The sequence below is a fragment of the Citrobacter sp. ABFQG genome (assembly GCF_004322975.1).
Classification (GTDB): Bacteria; Pseudomonadota; Gammaproteobacteria; order Enterobacterales; family Enterobacteriaceae; genus Citrobacter; species Citrobacter freundii.
On record NZ_CP036435.1, the window covers coordinates 1083368 to 1104280 of the forward strand.

Consider the following 20913-nt stretch of genomic DNA (forward strand, 5'->3'; position numbering starts at 1 on the left):
TAGGGATAGGATTTGTAGACCCGATAAGCTGCGCGCCATCGGGCATTTCACAGTTATGGTTATGATGGCATCGCGATGGCCTGCTTCTCTTCGAGCAGTTTCTCCACGACGCCAGGATCGGCGAGAGTCGAGGTATCGCCCAGATTGCTGGTATCGCCCGCCGCGATTTTACGCAGAATACGGCGCATGATTTTGCCGGAGCGGGTTTTCGGCAGTGAGTCGGTCCAGTGCAGCACGTCTGGCGTTGCCAGCGGGCCAATTTCTTTACGCACCCAGTTGCGAACCTCGGCGTACAACTCAGGTGACGGCTCTTCACCGTGATTCAGCGTGACGTAAGCGTAGATCGCCTGGCCTTTAATATTATGCGGAATCCCCACCACCGCGGCTTCGGCAATCTTCGGATGCGACACCAGCGCCGATTCGATTTCAGCTGTTCCCAGACGGTGGCCGGAGACGTTCAGCACATCGTCCACACGTCCGGTGATCCAGTAATAGCCATCTTCGTCACGGCGCGCGCCGTCGCCGCTGAAGTACATATTCTTGAAGGTAGAGAAGTAGGTTTGCTCAAAGCGTTCGTGATCGCCAAACAGCGTTCTCGCCTGGCCCGGCCACGAGTCGGTAATCACCAGATTGCCTTCGGTCGCGCCTTCCAGCGGATTACCTTCGTTATCGACAATCGCAGGCTGTACGCCAAAGAATGGACGGGTTGCAGAACCGGCTTTCAGTTCGGTGGCGCCCGGCAGCGGGGTGATCATGAATCCACCGGTTTCAGTCTGCCACCAGGTATCGACGACCGGGCATTTTTCGTTGCCGATCTTCTTCCAGTACCACTCCCATGCTTCCGGGTTGATCGGCTCGCCAACTGAACCCAGGATACGCAGCGACGAACGGTCAGTGCCTTCAATCGCTTTATCGCCTTCCGCCATCAGGGCGCGAATGGCGGTCGGTGCGGTATACAGAATATTGACCTGATGCTTGTCCACAACCTGCGACATACGCGCCGGGGTAGGCCAGTTTGGCACGCCTTCGAACATCAGCGTAGTTGCGCCACAGGCCAACGGACCGTACAGCAGGTAGCTGTGCCCGGTTACCCAGCCTACGTCAGCGGTACACCAATAGATATCGCCCTGATGGTAATCAAACACATACTTAAAGGTGGTTGCAGCGTAGACCAGATACCCGCCGGTAGTGTGCAGCACGCCTTTCGGCTTGCCGGTTGAGCCGGAGGTATACAGGATAAACAGCGGATCTTCCGCGTTCATCTCTTCCGGCTGGTGTTCTGAGCTGGCCTTCTCGATAAGATCGGACCACCACAGGTCGCGACCTTCCTGCCATTCCGTTTTTCCACCGGTACGTTTGAGAACGATCACATGTTCAACGGTTTTCACATTTGGATTTTTCAGCGCATCATCGACGTTCTTTTTCAGTGGGATAGCGCGCCCGGCGCGTACGCCTTCGTCGGCGGTGATCACCAGGCGTGAATTGGAGTCGATAATACGTCCGGCGACGGCTTCCGGTGAGAAACCACCGAAGATGACCGAATGCACCGCGCCAATACGGGCACAGGCTAGCATGGCGACCGCAGCTTCCGGCACCATCGGCATATAAATGGCCACCACGTCACCTTTTTTAATGCCTAAATCCAGTAGCGTATTGGCGAAACGGCAGACATCGCGATGCAACTCGCGATAGGTAATGTTTTTGCTTTGGGTTGCGTCATCGCCTTCCCAGATGATGGCGGTACGATCGCCGTTTGCCTGCAGGTGGCGGTCAAGGCAGTTTGCGGCCAGATTCAGGGTGCCGTCTTCGTACCATTTAATCGACACGTTGCCTGGTGCGAAGGAAGTGTTCTTCACCTGGCTGTACGGCTTGATCCAATCAAGAATTTTTCCCTGTTCGCCCCAAAATGTGTCGGGTTCGTTAACGGATTGCTGGTATTTCTCTGCGTACTGCTCCGGATTTATCAGGCAACGATCCGCAATGTTTGCGGGAATAGCGTGTTTATGTATTTGGCTCATGGCTTTTGTTCTCCTTGTAGGATGTTAATAATATGTCTCATAAACGTTAAATGTAGGGGCTTTGAGAGTTTTGTTTAGTATTTGCGCGGCAGATCACGCAATAAACGAATTGTGCAAATTAGCGACAAACTGAATTTTGAAGGGAGCTAGCAAAATTGACTAAATCTCGCGATAACATGTAGTTATCTAAAGGATTGTTGAAAAGGTGATCTGTATCTGAATTAGACAAAAGAGGGAGCAATCAAAGGGTGTTACTAACTCTAAAGTGGTATTTTACATACACTTACAATTGATTAAAGACAACATTTTCAGTGTGGTTTCTTGTTACAAATAGGGTGGAGCAATGTCATGACAGTATTCGTGTGGTTGCTGTTATGGAAAACAATAAAAGAACCGCCATTGCAGATAATGGCGTCATCTGGATGAGACCCCTATGGCAAGGATAAAATCACGCGTACGCCGTTTCTTCAGCCTGTTAGTACCTTTATTATTTATCTCTGCAGTTCACGCTGAACAAACTCCCGTACCCGCAAAAACCGTCACCGTTGAAGCGAAGAATGAAGTCTTCGCCCCTCAGCATCCCGATCAATATCTCTCCTGGAAAGCCACGTCTGAGCAATCAGCCCGTGAAGATGCGCTGGCAGAAGATCCTCGTCTGGTGATCCTGTGGGCGGGATATCCCTTCTCGCGCGATTACAACAAACCGCGCGGGCACGCGTATGCAGTGACCGATGTTCGTGAAACCTTACGTACCGGCGCACCCAAAACGGCAGAAGATGGTCCGTTGCCGATGGCCTGCTGGAGCTGTAAAAGCCCGGATGTGGCGCGTCTGATCCAGAAAGACGGTGAAGATGGCTACTTCCACGGTAAATGGGCGCGCGGCGGTCCTGAAATTGTTAATAATCTTGGCTGTGGCGATTGCCATAACACCGCGTCACCAGACTTTGCCAAAGGCAAGCCAGAACTGACGCTGTCGCGTCCTTATGCTGAACGCGCGATGGAAACAATCGGCAAACCGTTTGAGAAAGCCGGTCGATTTGACCAGCAATCCATGGTCTGCGGCCAGTGCCACGTGGAATACTACTTCGACGGTAAAAACAAAGCCGTTAAGTTCCCGTGGGACGACGGCATGAAAGTCGAGAACATGGAGAAGTACTACGACACCATCGCCTTCTCTGACTGGACCAACTCCCTGTCTAAAACCCCGATGCTGAAAGCGCAGCACCCGGAGTATGAAACCTGGAGCGCAGGCATTCACGGCAAGAACAATGTGACCTGTATCGACTGCCACATGCCGAAAGTGCAGAACGCGGAAGGCAAGATTTACACCGACCATAAGATTGGTAATCCGTTTGATAATTTCGCTCAGACCTGTGCGAACTGCCACACCCAGGACAAAGCGTCCCTGCAAAAAGTAGTCGCCGAGCGTAAACAGGCCATTCATGACCTGAAAATCAAAGTTGAAGACCAGCTTGTTCGTGCGCACTTCGAAGCGAAAGCCGCATGGGATGCGGGTGCGACCGAAGCGGAAATGAAGCCGATTCTGGAAGATATCCGTCACGCGCAATGGCGTTGGGACCTGTCTATCGCCTCACACGGTATTCACATGCATGCCCCGGAAGAAGGTCTGCGGATGCTGGGTAGCGCAATGGATAAAGCCGCTGACGCACGTACCAAACTGGTCCGTCTGCTGGCGACCAAAGGCATCACGCATGAAATCCCGTTACCGGATATCTCTACCAAAGAGAAAGCCCAGGCGGCGATTGGTCTGAACATGCAGCAAATCAATGCTGAAAAGCAGGACTTCATCAAAACGGTGATTCCGCAGTGGGAAGATCAGGCGCGTAAAAACGGTCTGTTAAGCCAATAACCCCATTTCGCCCCGCAAGGGGCGGATAACTCAACGGAGTGAATATGAGCGTATTACGTTCGTTATTAACTGCTGGGGTGCTGGCGTCAGGCTTGTTATGGAGCCTGAGTGGAATCACTGCCACGCCAACGCCGCAGGAGTCGGATCAACGCTGGACGGTTACCCAACAGCGTAATCCGGATGCCGCCTGTCTGGACTGTCACAAGCCGGATACCGAAGGCATGCATGGTAAGCATGCGGAAGCCATCAACCCGAATAACAAACTGCCTGTCACCTGCACCAATTGTCACGGCCAGCCGTCACCGAACCACCGCGAAGGGGTGAAAGATGTGATGCGCTTTAATGAGCCGATGTACAACGTGGAGCAGCAGAACAGTGTCTGTATGTCCTGTCACCTGCCTGAGCAGTTGCAAAAAGCGTTCTGGCCGCACGATGTCCACGTAACCAAAGTAGCGTGTGCCAGCTGTCACTCACTGCATCCGAAGCAAGACACGATGCAGACGCTGAGCGATAAAGGACGGATCAAGATTTGCGTCGATTGCCACAGCGATCAACGTAACAATCCGAACTTTAACCCGGCGTCGGTTCCGTTGCTTAAGGAGCATCCATGAGTTGCTCTCGTCGCCAGTTTATCACCGGCGTCGGCGCGCTGGTGGCAGTGAGCGGGACGGCGGGGCGCGTTGTGGCGAAGACGCTGAACATCAATGGCGTGCGTTACGGTATGGTTCATGATGAGTCTTTATGCATTGGCTGTACGGCCTGCATGGATGCTTGTCGGGAAGTTAACAACGTGCCGGAAGGCGTATCGCGTCTGACGATTATTCGCAGCGAGCCGCAAGGGACATTTCCTGATGTGAAGTATCGCTTCTTCCGTCACTCGTGCCAGCATTGCGACCACGCTCCCTGCGTTGACGTCTGCCCGACGGGGGCATCGTATCGCGATGCCGCCAGCGGTATTGTGGATGTGAACCCGGACCTTTGCGTTGGCTGCCAGTACTGTATCGCCGCGTGTCCTTATCGCGTGCGGTTTATCCATCCGGTGAGCAAAACGGCGGATAAATGCGATTTCTGCCGGAAAACCAACCTGAAAGCGGGCAAACAGCCCGCCTGCGTTGAGTCATGCCCGACGAAGGCGCTGACGTTTGGTAATCTGGACGATCCCAACAGTGATATATCCCGTTTGTTGCAGCAGAAAACTACCTACCGTTACAAACTGGCGTTGGGTACAAAACCGAAGGTCTACCGCGTTCCCTTTAAATTTGGGGAGGTGAGCCAATGACATCCGCTTCTGCATTTCATTTTGAATCACTGGTGTGGGACTGGCCCATTGCCATCTATCTGTTCCTGATAGGTATCTCTGCTGGACTGGTCACGTTGGCGATTCTGCTGCGTCGCTTCCATCCGGAGGCGGGCGGTTCAGACAGCACGCTGCTGCGCACCACGCTGGTGTTAGGGCCGGGGGCAATTATCCTCGGTTTGCTGATTCTGGTGTTCCACCTGACGCGTCCATGGACTTTCTGGAAACTGATGTTCCACTACAGCTTCACCTCGGTGATGTCGATGGGGGTCATGCTGTTCCAGTTGTACATGGTGGTGTTAGTGCTGTGGCTGGCAAAAATCTTTGAAAAAGAGGTGATTGCCCTGCAACAGCGGTTCGTGCCGCGACTGACGATTGTGTCAAAACTACTGACGCTAATCACGCCGTTCCATCGCGCGCTTGAGACGCTGATGCTGGTGCTGGCGGTTCTGCTCGGGGCGTATACCGGGTTCCTGCTGTCGGCGCTGAAATCCTACCCGTTCCTGAATAACCCGATCCTGCCGGTGCTGTTTCTGTTCTCCGGGATCTCCTCCGGTGCGGCGGTGGCACTGATCGCCATGGCGTTACGTCATCGTAGCAACCCGCACAGTACGGAAGCGCACTTTGTGCATCGCATGGAAGTCCCGGTGGTATGGCTGGAGATCTTCCTTCTGGCGGCGTTCTTCGTCGGCCTGGCGCTGGGCGATGACGGCAAAATGCGTGCGCTGGCGGCGGCACTGGGCGGCGGATTCTGGACCTGGTGGTTCTGGCTTGGCGTGGCTGGGCTTGGGTTGATACTGCCGATGCTGCTAAAACCCTGGGCCAACCGCAGTTCGACGTTTCATGGCGTGCTGGCAGTGTGCGGCGCTAGCCTGACCGGCGTACTGCTGCTGCGCTTTTTTATCCTCTATGCGGGTCAGCTAACCGTTGCGTAAGGTGATATCTGGACGTTCTCCTTCCTGAAGCCGGTTTTCTGGCGCTGTTATTAAGCCTCGGGGTCAACGTGTTGACCCCGCTTGCCGTGTTGGTAGGTGTCCGGCAGCGCTGGCAAGGGGTGATGCGCCTGGCAAGCGTGGGCGTGTGGACGCAATTTGCCCTGCTGCTACTGGCCTTTACCATTCTGGTATTCTGCTTTTTGACCAGCGATTTTTCGGTGGTCTACGTTGCCCAGCACAGCTACAGCCTGCTGCCGTGGGGATTAAAACTGGCGGCGGTGTGGGGCGGTCATGAAGGATCGCTGCTGCTGTGGGTGCTGTTTCTTTCCGCCTGGAGCGCGCTGTTTGCTCTTCGCTATCGGCGTAATACCAACGCGCTGTTTCCGCTGACGCTCAGTGTCCTTTCAATGATAACGGCCCTGCTGCTGCTGTTTGTAGTGGTATGGTCCGATCCGTTCGTGCGTATCTTTCCGCCAGCCATTGAAGGGCGCGACCTTAACCCGATGCTGCAACATCTCGGGTTAATCCTCCATCCACCGCTGCTGTACCTGGGTTACGGTGGTTTGATGGTGGCGGCAGGCGTGGCGCTGGCCTCGCTGCTACGTAGTGACTTTAATGCGCAGAGCGCCTGGGTGTGCTGGCGCTGGGCCTTGCCCGGCTGGTGCGCGCTGACGCTGGGGATTATCCTCGGCTCCTGGTGGGCCTACTGCGAGCTGGGCTGGGGCGGCTGGTGGTTCTGGGACCCGGTAGAAAACGCTTCCTTATTACCCTGGCTTTCCGCCAGCGCGCTGCTACATAGCCTGTATATCACGCGCCAGCGCGGGATCTTCCGCCACTGGTCGCTGCTGCTGGCGATCGTCACGCTGATTTTATCGCTGCTGGGGACGCTGATTGTGCGTTCCGGCATTCTCGTTTCGGTGCATGCTTTCGCGCTGGATAACGTTCGTGCCGCGCCGCTGTTTGCGCTGTTTACCGTGTTGAGTCTGGCGTCGCTCGGGTTGTACGCCTGGCGGGGCCAGCAAGTCCGGCAGAATGCTCGTTTTGGCGGTTGGTCACGCGAGATGCTGATTCTGGTTGCGCTGCTGCTCTTTAGTGCGGTGCTGCTGATTGTGCTGATTGGCACGCTCTACCCGATGATTTACGGGCTGTTCGGCTGGGGGCGGCTTTCCGTGGGTGCACCGTACTTTAACCGCGCTACGCTGCCCTTTGGCCTACTGATGCTGCTGGTTATTGTGCTGGCAATGGTCAGAAGCCGCAAAGTGTCTTTCCGCATCCAACTTCCGGCACTGCTGGCGCATGCCGGAGTGCTGGTGTTTGCGGCGGGGATCGTCTTTTACAGCGGGAGCCGTCAGGAGATAAGCCTGAACCTGAGCCCTGGGCAGCAGGTTGAACTGGCGGGTTACATTTTCCGTTTTGAGCGTCTCGACCTGGAAGCCAAAGGTAACTACACCAGTGAAAAAGCGCAGATCACGCTGTGGCACAATGAGAAACGCATTGGCAGCCTGCAACCTGAAAGGCGCTTCTATGCCGCGCGTCGTCAACAGATGATGGAGCCGGGGATCCGCTGGAACCTGATGCATGACTGGTATGCGGTAATGGGTGAAAAAACCGGACCAGACCGTTATGCCATGCGCTTGTACGTGCAGACCGGCGTGCGCTGGATTTGGGGTGGGGGACTATTAATGGTCTTTGGCGCGCTGCTGAGCGGATGGCGAGGAAGGAAGCGTGATGCGTAAATTAATCACAGCGTTGTCGGATGGCGGCGTAAACGCCTTATCCGGCCTACAAGGTGCGCAAACCGTAGGCCGGATAAGCGCAGCGCCATCCGGCAGAAAGTTATTACTCTTAACGCTCGTCCTGTTTTTCATTACTTTCGCTACGCATGCCCAGGTTGTGGACACATGGACGTTTGCCAACCCGCAGCAGCAGGAACAAGCGCTGTCTATTGCCAGCCAACTGCGTTGTCCACAGTGCCAAAACCAAAATTTGCTGGAATCCAATGCGCCGGTAGCGGTCAGTATGCGCCATCAGGTTTATAGCATGGTGGCGGAAGGGAAAAGTGAAGCTGAGATAACCACCTGGATGACCGAGCGTTACGGTGACTTCGTTCGTTATAATCCGCCGCTGAATGAACAAACGCTGCTGCTGTGGGCGTTGCCGTGCCTGTTGTTGTTGCTGGTAGGTGTCGTGGTCTGGCGAGTGAGAAGACGTCAGCATACGGAGGAAGGTGAATAATGAGCCAGTGCGAGCCGCTGTTACGCCCAATGCCCGTGAAGCGGCTGACCGCTGCGGTGGTACTGATGGTTGCGGCCTGCATTGGAGGCTACCTGTTGACGCCAAAATGGCAGGCGGTTCGTCAGGAGCAGACGCGACTGGCGGACCCTTTACATGCTTTCTCTGATGAAAATATTCAGGAAAAACAGTTGCTTTTGCTGCAATCGCAGATTCGAGCCAATCCACAGGACGGCGTGAAATGGGCGCAACTCGGGGAGTACTATCTTTGGCAAAACGCGTATCATAATGCGCTGCTGGCCTACGAGCAGGCGCTGCGTGTCGGCGGTGAAAATGCTGAGATCTATTCAGCGATGGCAACGGTATTGTATTACCAGGCCGGACAACATATGGCGCCGCCCACTCGCGAGATGATTGATAAGGCCTTGGCGCTGGACCCGGCAGAGGTCACCGCGCTGATGTTGTTAGCCTCAGATGCGTTTATGCAGGCAGACTACGCCCAGGCTATTTCAGTTTGGCAAAAAGTTATGGATTTAAACTCGCCGAGGGTGAACCGGGCACAGCTCGTTGACTCTATTAATATGGCGAAGTTGTTGCAGAATCGGCAAAAATAAATTTGTTTTATTTGTGATTTGTATCATTTTGCCTGTTTAAAAAACAGGCAAACGAACAGGTGAGCGAAAAAAACTCACGCTATGACTTCTTCATTTTTGAACATATTAAAATTCTTTTATAACAAAAAGTTATTCATCAATACCGCGATAAAATTGCATTTTTATGCATAAATTCAGCCAAAAGCCCTGTTCTTAGAGGGTTGCGCGGAATGCCATGCAGATGATAATGATAATAAGCGTTAAAAAACTCCATAAACGAACGCAACACAATTCATACCCTTTCAGTATGTACTATTCCCACACACCGCATGTGGAATAGCGCTCCATCGAGGAAGTCCGTTGTTATGAAAAATTTGAAAGTCAGCCTGGCATGGCAGATTCTAATCGCCATGGTGCTGGGCATTCTGCTAGGGAGTTACCTGCATTACCATAGCGACAGCCGCGAATGGCTGGTGGTCAACCTGCTGTCTCCGGCGGGCGATATCTTTATCCATCTGATCAAAATGATCGTCGTGCCGATTGTTATCTCCACGCTGGTGGTTGGTATTGCCGGGGTGGGTGATGCAAAACAGCTGGGCCGTATTGGCGCCAAAACCATTCTCTATTTCGAAGTGATCACCACCGTAGCGATTATTCTTGGCATCACGCTGGCGAATGTTTTCCAGCCGGGTTCCGGGATTGATATGTCGCAACTGGCGACCGTGGATATTTCGAAATATCAAAATACCACCGCAGAAGTGCAGAGCCACGCGCATGGCCTGATGGGCACGATTGTGTCGCTGGTGCCGACTAATATCGTCGCGTCGATGGCGAAAGGCGATATGTTGCCGATTATCTTCTTCTCGGTGCTGTTTGGTTTAGGCTTGTCTTCACTACCAGCAACCCACCGCGAGCCGCTGGTGACTGTGTTCCGCTCGATTTCAGAAACCATGTTTAAAGTGACCCACATGGTGATGCGTTATGCGCCAGTCGGTGTTTTTGCGCTGATTGCTGTGACCGTCGCGAACTTCGGTTTTGCCTCACTGTGGCCGCTGGCGAAACTGGTGCTGTTGGTACATTTTGCCATCCTGTTCTTCGCGCTGGTGGTGCTGGGGATTGTGGCGCGTATCTGCGGTCTGAGCATCTGGATCCTGATCCGCATTTTGAAAGATGAGCTGATTCTGGCTTACTCTACCGCCAGTTCCGAGAGCGTACTGCCGCGTATTATCGAGAAGATGGAAGCCTATGGCGCACCGGCTTCAATCACCAGCTTTGTGGTGCCGACCGGCTACTCATTCAACCTTGATGGTTCAACGCTGTACCAGAGTATTGCCGCGATCTTTATTGCGCAGCTGTATGGTATCGACCTGTCGCTGTGGCAGGAAATCGTGCTGGTGTTGACGTTGATGGTGACCTCGAAAGGGATTGCGGGCGTGCCGGGCGTCTCCTTCGTGGTACTGCTGGCTACGCTTGGCAGCGTGGGGATCCCGCTGGAAGGCCTGGCGTTTATTGCCGGTGTTGACCGTATCCTCGACATGGCGCGTACCGCGCTGAATGTGGTGGGGAATGCGCTGGCGGTGCTGGTTATCGCCAAGTGGGAGCACAAATTTGACCGCAAGAAGGCGCTGGCTTACGAGCGCGAGATGCTGGGTAAATTTGATAAGACTGCTAATCATTAATTAATGAAAGATTGCCGGATGGCGCTGCGCTTATCCGGCCTACGGAAGACGGTGAACTGTAGGCCGGATAAGGCGTTTATGCCGCCATCCGGCAATGCAAACCATTACCCGTTTGTTAACTTTTCAAACTCTTCACAGCCGGTATCGAACCCTTCCATACAGCTCAGATTCAGCCAGTGCAGCGCCTTCTGTTTATTCTTCACGATAAAACCCTGCTCGCCGTTTAAGAACATCATTCCGGCCCAGTACTCGGAATAACCGGTGCGGGAGATGGCGGAGCTGCGTTTGAAATACCACGTCGCTTTTTCATCGTCTGCGGGGATCCCCACGCCGTTGGCGTAAATCAGCCCGAGCAGCATTTGCGCGTCGACGGCCGAGTCATTTTCCAGATCTTCAGAGGCGTTTTGCAGCAAGGTAATGGCTTTGGGGTAATCTGTGTGTCCTGCCTGGGTGTTGACCAGAATCCGCGCCAGGGTGAGTTCTCCTGCTTTACTGCCCGCTTTGGCTGCCTTTTCCGCCAGCGTTTTGGCCTGGGGGTAATCCAGACTGACCGGATTCGTAATTTTGATTTGCGCCAGGAGCGCGCAGGCGTCGGCATCGCCATTGTCGGCGGCTTTTTGCGCCCAATACTCGGCTTTGCTCAAATCGCCCGAACTGAACCAGGTATCGGCAAGAAAGTACTGTGCGCGACGGTCCCCTGCCTCAGCGGCCTGTAAGTACTGACTTCCTGGCTCAGTATCACTGGCATGGGCAAAGAATGTCATAAAGAACATCAATGCAATGAGTTGTTTCATTTTGAGTTTTATTTAGGGTACGGAATGAACAGTATAAAGAGATCGTATGGATAAAAAAACAGCCTCCGGGCGGAGGCTGTTGCAGAACAGGTACGTAAACGGACTAACCCATCGCGCTTTCGCGCAGACTGGCTTTCAGCTTGTTGTACTCATCAATAACATACTGCTCGGCAGCGCGCTGATCGGCAATGCGTTCAACGTTAACGGCACAGTACTTATACTCTGGCGTTTTGGTAATCGGGCTTAAGTTCTCGGTTACCAGCTCATTACATGCGCCAATCCACCACTGGTAGGTCATGTAAATCGCGCCTTTGTTTGGACGATCGCTGACTGCCGCACGGGTAATGACCCGACCTTTACGCGAGTTAACCCACACCAGTTCTTCGTCCTGGATGCCCAGGCGTTCTGCGTCGGCGGTGTTGATCTGGGCATAGCCCGGTTCATCCGCCAGCGCGGCCAGCGCCGCACAGTTACCGGTCATCGAACGGCAAGAGTAGTGGCCGACTTCACGCACCGTAGACAGTACCATTGGGTACTCTGGGGTGAGTTTGTCGATTGGCGCTACCCAGTCGCAGGTGAAGAACTGCGCCAGGCCGTTCGGGGTGTCGAACTTCTCTTTAAAGAGATAAGACGTCCCCTGATCGGCTTCTGAGGTGTCGCGGCAAGGCCACTGGATATAACCCAGCTCGCCCATTTTCTCGTAAGTGGCACCGTAGAAATCCGGGCACAGATGACGCAACTCGTCCCAGATTTCCTGGGTGTTGTTGTAGTGCATCGGATAGCCCATACGGGTGGCGATTTCACTGATAATCTGCCAGTCCGTTTTCAGATCCCACTTCGGCTCAACGGCTTTAAAGAAGCGCTGGAAGCCACGGTCAGCCGCGGAGAATACGCCTTCATGCTCACCCCATGACGTAGACGGTAAAATAACGTCTGCGGCAGCGGCGGTTTTGGTCATGAAGATATCCTGCACGATGACCAGTTCCAGATCCTCAAAGCCTTTGCGCACTGCGGAGAGTTCAGCATCGGTCTGTAATGGATCTTCACCCATGATGTACGCCGCGCGGACTTCGCCATGCGCAGCACGGTGCGGCAGTTCGCTGATGCGATAACCGGTATGTGCAGGAAGACTTTCCACGCCCCAGGCTTTAGCGAATTTCTCGCGGTTTTCCGGGAACTTAACGTACTGATAGCCCGGATAGGTATCCGGCAGCGCGCCCATATCGCATGCGCCCTGAACGTTGTTCTGACCACGAACCGGGTTAACGCCCACGCTTGGCTTACCGAGGTTGCCGGTCAGCATTGCGAGGCTGGTCAGTGAACGCACGGTTTCCACGCCCTGATAGAACTGGGTAACACCCATACCCCACAGGATAGCCGCGCTTTTTGCCGTGGCATACATACGTGCAGCCTGACGAATATCCTGCGCGCTAACGCCAGTGATATCTTCGACGGACTCCGGCGTGTAACCTTCGACAATCTTGCTGTACTCTTCGAATCCTTCCGTACGGGAGGCGACGAACGCCTGGTCGTACAGTTTTTCTTCGATGATGACATGACCCATGGCGTTGAGCAGCGCGATGTTCGAGCCGTTTTTCAACGCGATGTGCATGTCGGCAATACGCGCGGTTTCAATTTTGCGCGGATCGCATACGATGATTTTCGCCCCGTTACGTTTAGCGTTAATCACGTGATTCGCCACGATCGGGTGGGAATCCGCCGGGTTATACCCGAAGATGAACACTAAATCTGTGTTATCAATTTCATTGATAGCATTACTCATTGCGCCGTTACCGACCGATTGGTGCAGACCTGCAACCGATGGGCCGTGTCAGACGCGAGCGCAGCAGTCAACGTTATTGGTACCAATAACGGCGCGCGCGAATTTTTGCATTACATAGTTGGTTTCGTTACCCGTACCGCGAGATGAACCGGTCGTCTGAATAGCGTCCGGGCCATACTTCGCTTTGATGGCGCTCAGACGAGTGGCGACGTAATCAAGCGCTTCATCCCAGGAAACAGATTCCAGTTTGCCGCCACGCTGGCGACGGATCATTGGGGTTTTCAGACGAGGGGTCAGGATCTGGGTATCGTTGATAAAATCCCAGCCATAGTAGCCCTTCAGACACAGAGTACCCTGGTTGGTTTTCCCCTGCGCCGCTTCAGCCCGGACGATTTTGCCGTTATCGACCACCAGGTTGATTTTGCAACCTGATGCGCAATATGGGCAAACCGTGACGACTTTTTTCATCGGTCTCGCTCCAGTTAATCAAATCGCGCATACGCGCTGTCGCTTTAGTTATGCATCTTTTATGCCATGTTTTTATCAGGGGCATTCATCGATATTACGGGCGAATTTTGCGCAAAACCCTGACGAAAAACAGGCTGTCGTCATATTTGACGTGACGAAAGAAAATGCCGCGTGACGGATATCACGCGGCGAGGTCGGAGAACGCTACTTCTTGTTAGCAGGGGCTTGATAACCTCCGCCAAGCGCTTTGATGAGTTGAATATTCTGCATGAGTCGTTGGGTATCTATGACCAGGAGCGACATATCTTCTGCGATCACGGGTAATTTGGCCTCTGTTGCCAGCAGGCGACTGCTCAGGCCTCGCTGGTAAGCCGCGTCTGCTGCTGCTTGCGTGTAATGCGTGGCATCTACGCGTTCCATCTGCATTACCCGTTGTTCATTGAGCGTTTGCAGACGTGTTCCGTTAATCGCGACATCGCGCACTGCATTGAGCACCGACTGGTTGTAGCGCTCTATCATCATATTGCTGGTTGCGCGGGCGCCTTCCAGATTGGCATTCAGACGACCTCCGTCAAACAGCGGTAAACGCAGGCCGGGGATGAAGTTGATCTGCCTGCTGGTGCTTTTGAACAGTTGATCGATATGGATAGCGTCTAAACCGAAGAAGACTTTGATATCAAAGCTCGGATAAAACAGGGCGCGAGCGGCCTCGACCTGGTTCAGCGAAGCCTGCACATACCAGCGCATAGCCTGCAAGTCCGGACGCCTGGCAAGCAGGTCGTAGGAGAGCGTTGCGGGTATTCCTGTATCGACAGTTGGCAGTGCGACCGGTTTGATTTCAGGCAGATCTTTTGCGCCGGCACCGATCAGCGCCCGGAGTGATTCCCGAGTTTCTTTGATTTGTCCTTCAACCGCGACGATTTGCTTGTCCACTGCCAGCAATTGCGCACGTGCGCCATGGTACGGTACTTTTGCTTCCAGCCCGTGAGCGACCTTACTCTGGTGGGCCTTCACGGCATAATCAATAACATCGTGGGTCTGCTGCAACAAATCAAGCATCTGGTAGCTGGCTTGCATACTGTAATACAGCTGCGCGACGCCGGTCGTCAGGGAGAGTTCCACTGCTGCGGTTTCGGCAATCACGGCATTTTGTGCGCCAATAGCTGCCGCGACAGCGGAACGATGCTCGCCCCACAGGTCGAGATCCAGTCCGGCGACCAGACCAATCGTCGCTTCAGTGTAGTAGGGGCCGTCCATCCCTAATCGTGGCGCATCCAGCGCGTAGGGGCCGAGGAAGCCGTTGGCAGACGCTCGCTGGCGGTTAATCATGCCCAGCGCTGCCATCTGGAGCTGAGAACGCCCTTCCAGCAGTTCAGTCTGCGACTGCGCTTTCTCTTCACGCAGCTTCACTTCGGCGAGGTTATGGGAGCCAGACAGCGTTGCTTCAATAAGCGAGTTTAGCTGTGGGTCGTTAAACTGCCGCCACCACTGTGCCTGTGGCCATCCTGAGCTTGCCAGATGAATGTCTTTAGCCAGGGAGATCTGCTCAGGCTGTAATTGCGGATGTGGTGCAGAATCTTTGCGGATCAGTGCACAGCCGGAAAGGACCGTTGCGCCGCTGAGTATGCCGCAGAGGAGTAATCGAGGGAGAGATCGGTTCATTATTGGGAGGTTCCTTGCTCCTGCTCGCTTGCTGGTATTAGCGTCGGGTGAGTCCAGTCGGGTAAACAGGTTATCTGCTGTATGATGCAGCGCTCCTGTTTGGGTAACGTTGGTAAAATGTCTTGAGATGGGGACAGGTTTTCAATCGACGGCGGAAGGCTGGATGCTGTCGCCAGGTCGGCTGCGTATTTTTCCAGCGCATCGGCCAGGTGTGTTGCGCTCTCCAGCAATACCGCGTTATCCAGCGTCGGGGCGTCATTTCGGGTGGTATCCCAGGCATAGAGAATGTCACGGCCCAGGTGAATAACGCGCTGACTACGTTGAATAAGCGCCATGCGTTCATCGCCGGGGAGTTGGCGTTCCAGCGCGACCCTCTCGCACATTTCATCACAGGCGTTAAACGTCGCATGGAGACCAATACGCATCTGAAGATAAGTGCGCATGAGAACAGCATCCTGCTGACGTGGGATCCGCAGTAATTTGCTGAGCAGTCCCAGCGAGCTTGCCAGTTTTTGTGGCAGCGCTTTGGCTTCGCTTTCCGGCCAGACAAAGGTGTAGATCACCGCAGAAACAAGAGTGCCGATCAAAATGCCGAAGGCGCGATCGCGGATTTCCACCAGGTCGTAGGTTGGGCCAAAGACGTTTTCAAGCGTTGCCAGCGCGAAGGTGACGACCATTTGGGTTCCGATATAAGAGGAACGTTCTGAGCCGGTGGCAATCCAGGCACCCATCAGGAAAAGTGGCGCCAGCACCAGGAGAAGTTCGACGATATTGTCCAGCCAGGGCATGACAAAAATCGTCATCAGCAGGGCCAGAATTGCGCCGAAAAATGCGCCGCCGAAGCGCAGTGCCATCTTCTGGTATGACGAGCCGATACTGGGGTTCGCGACAATAATGCAGGTCAGCATGCAGGTGTGGATGCCTTCCCAGTCGGTACCGGAATAAAAGACATAGCAAATCAGACATGCCAGCAGTGTTTTTAATGCGTAGCGAATATAGCCTGGGTTGGTGAACGCGTCAGATACCATTGAGGGCGGTTTAGCGACAGGAGCTGGCGGCGTATTAGGGTCCATGTGACCAAGCTGTAGCAGGGTTTGGCACAGGGGTTCCAGGCCGCATTCGCGGGCCGTTGTGGCTTCTGCCTGACTGAGTTCCCATTCACTTTGCCAGGGCATACCTCGAGCAACCGCATCTTGCAATGCGGTTATTTCACGGCACAGTTTCTGCTGGAGATCGCGGGTTGCCGGGTTATGTGCCGTGAAATCGTAGCGATTGAGCGTGGTGTACAGATAGGTGGTTGTGGCAACGCAAGCCTGCCACCAGGCACTTTTTTCTCGCCAGTTTGCGTCATCTGCCAGGCAAAAGATGTTCAGCTTTTGCAGCGCCAGCACTTCTCGTTCGATGTATTTTTCCGCAAGCGGTGTTGCCGGTGCCGTCAGGTGATTGAGGGCATCACCCAGCCTGGCACGCAGGGTTTCGCGCATTTGGTTGACAGCGCGGCTGGGAAACCACAAAACGGCGGTCAGCGTCATCAGTAGCGTGGGATACAGACCAACGACGATGCACCATAACGTCAGGCGAACGACGACCTCGGGGTAGTCGAGCATGCCGGGGAAAGATTGCCCGTATATTGCAACAATCGACACGGCAAAGAAAACCAGCCCCAGACGATGGGTTCGCATCAGGAACATGCAGGCCAGAACGATCAGGCTGGCAATGATCAGACGGACCAGAGGGTAGCTATAAGACCATTTGTAGATCAGAAATAAACTACCTATCTCTAATGCTGTGGCGACGACGAAGAGAATCGCCACGAATTTGGTATAGAAAGCATTGGACTGGATACCATAAAAGAGTACGGCAAGCGAAAGCGCCAGGAAGGGGATCTCATAGGTCATCGAGATCAGTACCACCAGCAGGCAACCCGCCCAGAGCTGCATGATTTGTGGGAGTCTTCCGGGACGTTGTTCGCTTAATTCTTCGTGAAAAAACGCCAATAGCCTGACCAGTGGCAGAGGCAAACAGTTAAGTGCTTTCATTTCTGTGGCTCAAGGGTAGCAACCGCCGATGCGCCGATGCGAAACATCTCTTCATCCGGTTTATCTACCACGATTTTTACCGGGAAGCGTTGGGCAACGCGAACCCAGTTGATAGAGCGGGAAACACGCGGCAAACCGCCCAGCACCATACCGCCATCATCAGGTAATACACCGTAGCCGATTGAATCCACTTTACCGACAAACACTTTGCCGCTGTCGCTCATCAGGCGAACATTGGCTGGTGTGCCTGCATGGATATTTTTCAGCTCTGTTTCGCGAAAATTGGCGATTACGTACCAGTGACGGGTGTCAATCAGGGTAAAAATGGGTCGCATGGCGGAAGCAAACTGCCCGACGGAGGTTTTTAATGCCACCACGCGGCCATCGAAGGGTGCGCGTACTGTTGCCATTTCAAGATGCAGTTTGGTCAGGGCGATATCGGCTTCTACGGCGATGCGCTGAGCTACCAGGGCATCAACGCCACTCACCGCGCTGGCAGCCTGCTGCGCCTGTAATAACACCGCATTAAGATCTGCCGCTGAGGCGCGTTGTGCCGTTCTGGCGCGATCAACATCTTCCGCGGAGACAAAACCTTCCGTCAGTAGTGGTTCGGTACGGCGCAGAGTATCGCTGGCTTGCTTAGCGGCTGCTCGCGCTTTTTCTACCGTAGCCCGTACGGAGTCAGCACCATATTGTTGTGCATCTACGCTGCGCTGGGTCAGCATGATCTGTTTATCCAGAGCGGCGAGCGACGCTTGTGCTTTTGCCAGATTCGCTTCATAGATACGGGGATCGATACGAAACAGCACATCACCTTGCTTGACCTGCTGGTTATCGGAAACAGCCAGTTCGACAATGCGACCACTGACTTCTGGCACGACATCAATGGTGTCGGCTGAGGCGTAGGCGTCATTGGTCGCGGGTGAGCTATCCAGTTTCCAGATGACGAAGACCAAAATAACCAGCGCAAGTACCAACAGCATCAGCGCGGGAAGTTTGTTACGCGGAGCTTTGTTCGACGAGCTTTCCATAGGGGCGTCTCAAAATAAGTTAGAAAAATACCAGCCAGAACAGCATGGAGTAGAGGGCAAAAAGGGCGGTATAAATAATCCCGATAAAGGCCAATCCGCTATATTTATGCAGAATGAATTTTCGGGTTATGAGTGTCAGGATGACACCGCCAATAAGGCAGAACAGCCAGTCGGGATAGTAAGCACCGATGACCGGAATGGCGGGAGAGAAGTTGCATCCTGTTAATAATGGCAGCGAGAGAAACCAGCCTATTATTCTCAGCGGTATCACAATGCTGGAGTTAACCGTTTGCATAACAAAATACATCCTGTTTATCGCGAACAATATCATGAGTGAATGTAAAAATATAAAGCGTCAGCAGTATGGCAATTTTTTAACGAGATAAAATATCTTTGCATGCCCACCGAGTTCATAATTCATTTATTTATTCTATTGTTTTTGCGATTGCACATTGTTGTGTGAATAAATATGCTTCCAGAGATTGAAAATATCTCTGGAAGCGGCTTGTTATTAATTGGGTGTAACGACATTAACCCACAAATCAAATTGATCCAGCATCGCTATCACTTCATCCAACTTCGCGGCTTTGCCAATCACTTTGACTTTCTTCGCGTGTACCAGATCGCTCATTTTCACCTGGCCTGTCAGCACGTCGTGTAGATCTGTACGGCTGATATAGAATGAAGTGTCGGCATCTGGTTGCAGGGTCTGACGATGATTGAGCACGCTGTTGTTGAGCGTCAGATTCAGGTTCTCGCCTTTGTCCAGGTTGAAGTTCAGGCTGATGTGTTTACCTGATGCTTTCTCACTGTCCAGACGAACGGCCATGTAATCGAGCAGCATTTCTACGCTCATGCCGTTGATGGTGTCCGGAGAATTGGTGGTGCCGTGTGTAAATTTACGCACGCCTTCACGCAGTTCTTTCGCGCCGGTGAGGTAGAAACCGCGCCAGGTGGCGGACTCGGCCTGATAGCCCAGTTGTTCAAACGCATTCGCTTGCAGATTCTTTGCCGCCTGGTTGTCAGGTTCAGCGGAAATCACGTGCTTGAGCAGTTCTGACGTCCAGCGATAATCACCCTTGTCATAGGCTTCCTGAGCCAGCTCAATGGTCTGTTTTGCACCACCCAACGCTTTGACGTAGCGTTTACCCATATCTGTCTGTCCGTAAGGATCCAGATTTGCCGGGTTGCCGTCGAAGTAGCCGAGGTAAAAGTTGTAGACCGCACGCGCGTCATGGCTGACCGAACCGTAGTAGCCACGACTGGCCCAGTTATTGGCGAGCGTTGGTGGTAGTTGAATCATGTTGCCAATCTCATTCATCGTATAGCCCTGGTTAGCCATATTCAGAGTTTGATCGTGGATATACTTGATGGTGTCGCGATATTTACCGATATAGTCGTTAATATGCTGATTACCCCAGACGGGCCAGGTATGCGGCATAAACAACACTTCTGCCTGGCTGCCCCACATATCAAGTGTTTCGTTCAGATACTCGGTCCATTTGCTGGTATCGCGTGTTTTTGCACCGCGTAGCGTATAGAAGTTATGCAGCGTGTGCGTCGTATTTTCTGCCGTACAGAGCGCTTTGAGCGCCGGAATATATAAGTGCATTTCGGAAGGCGCCTCGCTGCCTGGCGCCATCAGGAAATCGAACTCCAGGCCGTCGATGACTTTTTTCTCACCGGTTTTGATGATTGATTGGGTTGGGGCAATGATAGTCGGCAGACCTGTTGTCAGCGTGACGCCCAGACCGTTGCCGATATTTCCTTGTGGGTTACGAGGCAGAAGCAGGCCGTAGGAGAACAGAGCACGGCGACTCATAATATTGCCCAGCAATACGTTTTCGCTGATGGCTTCTTCCATAAAGCCTGCCGGGGCGAGAATCTGCACTTTGCCAGATATCACGTCATTTTCAGAGACAATGCCTTTCACACCGCCATAGTGATCGGTATGGCTATGGGTATAAATAACGGCAACAATCGGTTTTTGCGGACGATGTTGATAGTAGAGGTCCAGGCTGGCTTTTGCTGCCCCAGCGGTAACCAATGGGTCGATAACGATAATACCTGTATCACCTTCGATAAAAGTGATATTGGAAATATCCTGGCCGCGTACCTGATACATCCGTTCAGTTACTTTAAACAAGCCCGAAATACCGTTGATCTGCGACTGTCGCCATAAGCTGGGGTTTACTGTTTCTGGTGCAGGGGCATTGATATCAAACTTATAATCTTCTGCGCGATAAAAGGGTTTTCCGTCGGCATTTTTAAGAATACCTTGGTTAGGTAGTGGTGCGATAAAACCACGCTGCGCATCGTCAAAATCCTGGCGATCGGCAAAAGGTAATGATGTTAAATAACGCTGATTTTGTTGCTTTGTATATTGTGACGCTGGTTGAGATGATTCACTGGCAAATACAGGACTAACTAATATTCCGGTAGTCGCGACCAATGCAATAAAAATCCTGCTCAGGCGGAACGGCTGAGATTTATTCATATGAATCTCCATTTA

14 protein-coding genes and 1 pseudogene are annotated in these 20913 nt (G+C 53.2%); 7 read left to right on the top strand and 8 right to left on the bottom strand.

The genetic code is table 11. From position 1 onward, the window contains the following. Window positions 1-59 precede the first annotated feature (59 nt). Window positions 60-2018: an acetate--CoA ligase gene (gene acs, locus WN16_RS05320; protein WP_003841063.1), complete on the bottom strand. Its 1959-nt coding sequence runs from the start codon at window positions 2016-2018 to the stop codon at window positions 60-62. A 433-nt stretch (window positions 2019-2451) separates the two neighbouring features. Here acs and nrfA point away from each other — a divergent pair, with 433 nt between their 5' ends. The 7 genes and pseudogenes from nrfA (at window position 2452) to gltP (ending at window position 10624) form a co-directional block, all read left to right on the top strand. Then, a complete protein-coding gene (gene nrfA / locus WN16_RS05325) occupies window positions 2452-3888 on the top strand; it encodes an ammonia-forming nitrite reductase cytochrome c552 subunit (protein ID WP_003844735.1) in 1437 nt (478 codons plus the stop codon). Window positions 3889-3932: 44 nt separating this feature from the next. Next, window positions 3933-4499, top strand: coding sequence for a cytochrome c nitrite reductase pentaheme subunit (gene nrfB, locus WN16_RS05330; protein ID WP_003031758.1), 567 nt, complete (start codon window positions 3933-3935; stop codon window positions 4497-4499). Beyond that, window positions 4496-5167, top strand: a complete 672-nt coding sequence (gene nrfC, locus WN16_RS05335; RefSeq protein WP_003031761.1) for a cytochrome c nitrite reductase Fe-S protein — start codon at window positions 4496-4498, stop codon at window positions 5165-5167. The genes nrfB and nrfC overlap by 4 nt, the downstream gene beginning before the upstream one ends. Then, window positions 5164-6120 carry a cytochrome c nitrite reductase subunit NrfD gene (nrfD, locus tag WN16_RS05340; protein WP_003031764.1) on the top strand — a complete coding sequence of 319 codons (957 nt, stop codon included), beginning with the start codon at window positions 5164-5166 and terminating at the stop codon, window positions 6118-6120. Before nrfC ends, nrfD begins: the two co-directional genes overlap by 4 nt. An 8-nt stretch (window positions 6121-6128) precedes the next feature. Further along, window positions 6129-8355: pseudogene (nrfF, locus tag WN16_RS05345) on the top strand (heme lyase NrfEFG subunit NrfF). Next, window positions 8355-8966 (top strand): heme lyase NrfEFG subunit NrfG, encoded by a 612-nt coding sequence (gene nrfG, locus WN16_RS05355; RefSeq protein WP_044702186.1) that lies wholly within the window; start codon window positions 8355-8357, stop codon window positions 8964-8966. The pseudogene nrfF and the gene nrfG overlap by 1 nt, the downstream one beginning before the upstream one ends. Before the next feature lie 344 nt (window positions 8967-9310). After that, window positions 9311-10624 carry a glutamate/aspartate:proton symporter GltP gene (gene gltP / locus WN16_RS05360; RefSeq protein ID WP_003031773.1) on the top strand — a complete coding sequence of 438 codons (1314 nt, stop codon included), beginning with the start codon at window positions 9311-9313 and terminating at the stop codon, window positions 10622-10624. 104 nt (window positions 10625-10728) lie between these two features. Here the strand turns inward: gltP and yjcO are convergent, their stop codons facing one another. The 7 genes from yjcO to WN16_RS05395 form a co-directional block, all read right to left on the bottom strand. Beyond that, window positions 10729-11418: a Sel1 family TPR-like repeat protein YjcO gene (yjcO, locus tag WN16_RS05365; protein WP_003031775.1), complete on the bottom strand. Its 690-nt coding sequence runs from the start codon at window positions 11416-11418 to the stop codon at window positions 10729-10731. A 103-nt stretch (window positions 11419-11521) separates the two neighbouring features. Further along, window positions 11522-13669, bottom strand: a complete 2148-nt coding sequence (gene fdhF / locus WN16_RS05370) for a formate dehydrogenase subunit alpha (protein ID WP_080602221.1) — start codon at window positions 13667-13669, stop codon at window positions 11522-11524. Between the two features lie 204 nt (window positions 13670-13873). After that, the gene (locus tag WN16_RS05375) at window positions 13874-15334 is read right to left on the bottom strand and encodes an MdtP family multidrug efflux transporter outer membrane subunit (RefSeq protein ID WP_044702185.1); all 1461 of its coding nucleotides are present in this window, start codon (window positions 15332-15334) and stop codon (window positions 13874-13876) included. Then, window positions 15331-17370 carry a multidrug efflux transporter permease subunit MdtO gene (gene mdtO, locus WN16_RS05380; RefSeq protein ID WP_044702182.1) on the bottom strand — a complete coding sequence of 680 codons (2040 nt, stop codon included), beginning with the start codon at window positions 17368-17370 and terminating at the stop codon, window positions 15331-15333. The genes WN16_RS05375 and mdtO overlap by 4 nt, the downstream gene beginning before the upstream one ends. Further along, entirely contained in the window at window positions 17367-18401 is a 1035-nt protein-coding gene (mdtN, locus tag WN16_RS05385; protein WP_044702180.1) for a multidrug transporter subunit MdtN, read from the bottom strand. Before mdtN ends, mdtO begins: the two co-directional genes overlap by 4 nt. A gap of 19 nt (window positions 18402-18420) precedes the next feature. Then, window positions 18421-18696 carry a YtcA family lipoprotein gene (locus WN16_RS05390; RefSeq protein ID WP_003844749.1) on the bottom strand — a complete coding sequence of 92 codons (276 nt, stop codon included), beginning with the start codon at window positions 18694-18696 and terminating at the stop codon, window positions 18421-18423. A 216-nt stretch (window positions 18697-18912) separates the two neighbouring features. Further along, window positions 18913-20898: an alkyl sulfatase dimerization domain-containing protein gene (locus WN16_RS05395; protein ID WP_044702178.1), complete on the bottom strand. Its 1986-nt coding sequence runs from the start codon at window positions 20896-20898 to the stop codon at window positions 18913-18915. Window positions 20899-20913: the final 15 nt, after the last annotated feature.

Coding starts and splice junctions, on each gene's coding strand:
- acs (WP_003841063.1), bottom strand. CDS start 2,018: ATGAGCCAAATACATAAACACGCTATTCCCGCAAACATTGCGGATCGT.
- nrfA (WP_003844735.1), top strand. CDS start 2,452: ATGGCAAGGATAAAATCACGCGTACGCCGTTTCTTCAGCCTGTTAGTA.
- nrfB (WP_003031758.1), top strand. CDS start 3,933: ATGAGCGTATTACGTTCGTTATTAACTGCTGGGGTGCTGGCGTCAGGC.
- nrfC (WP_003031761.1), top strand. CDS start 4,496: ATGAGTTGCTCTCGTCGCCAGTTTATCACCGGCGTCGGCGCGCTGGTG.
- nrfD (WP_003031764.1), top strand. CDS start 5,164: ATGACATCCGCTTCTGCATTTCATTTTGAATCACTGGTGTGGGACTGG.
- nrfG (WP_044702186.1), top strand. CDS start 8,355: ATGAGCCAGTGCGAGCCGCTGTTACGCCCAATGCCCGTGAAGCGGCTG.
- gltP (WP_003031773.1), top strand. CDS start 9,311: ATGAAAAATTTGAAAGTCAGCCTGGCATGGCAGATTCTAATCGCCATG.
- yjcO (WP_003031775.1), bottom strand. CDS start 11,418: ATGAAACAACTCATTGCATTGATGTTCTTTATGACATTCTTTGCCCAT.
- mdtO (WP_044702182.1), bottom strand. CDS start 17,370: ATGAAAGCACTTAACTGTTTGCCTCTGCCACTGGTCAGGCTATTGGCG.
- mdtN (WP_044702180.1), bottom strand. CDS start 18,401: ATGGAAAGCTCGTCGAACAAAGCTCCGCGTAACAAACTTCCCGCGCTG.
- WN16_RS05390 (WP_003844749.1), bottom strand. CDS start 18,696: ATGCAAACGGTTAACTCCAGCATTGTGATACCGCTGAGAATAATAGGC.
- WN16_RS05395 (WP_044702178.1), bottom strand. CDS start 20,898: ATGAATAAATCTCAGCCGTTCCGCCTGAGCAGGATTTTTATTGCATTG.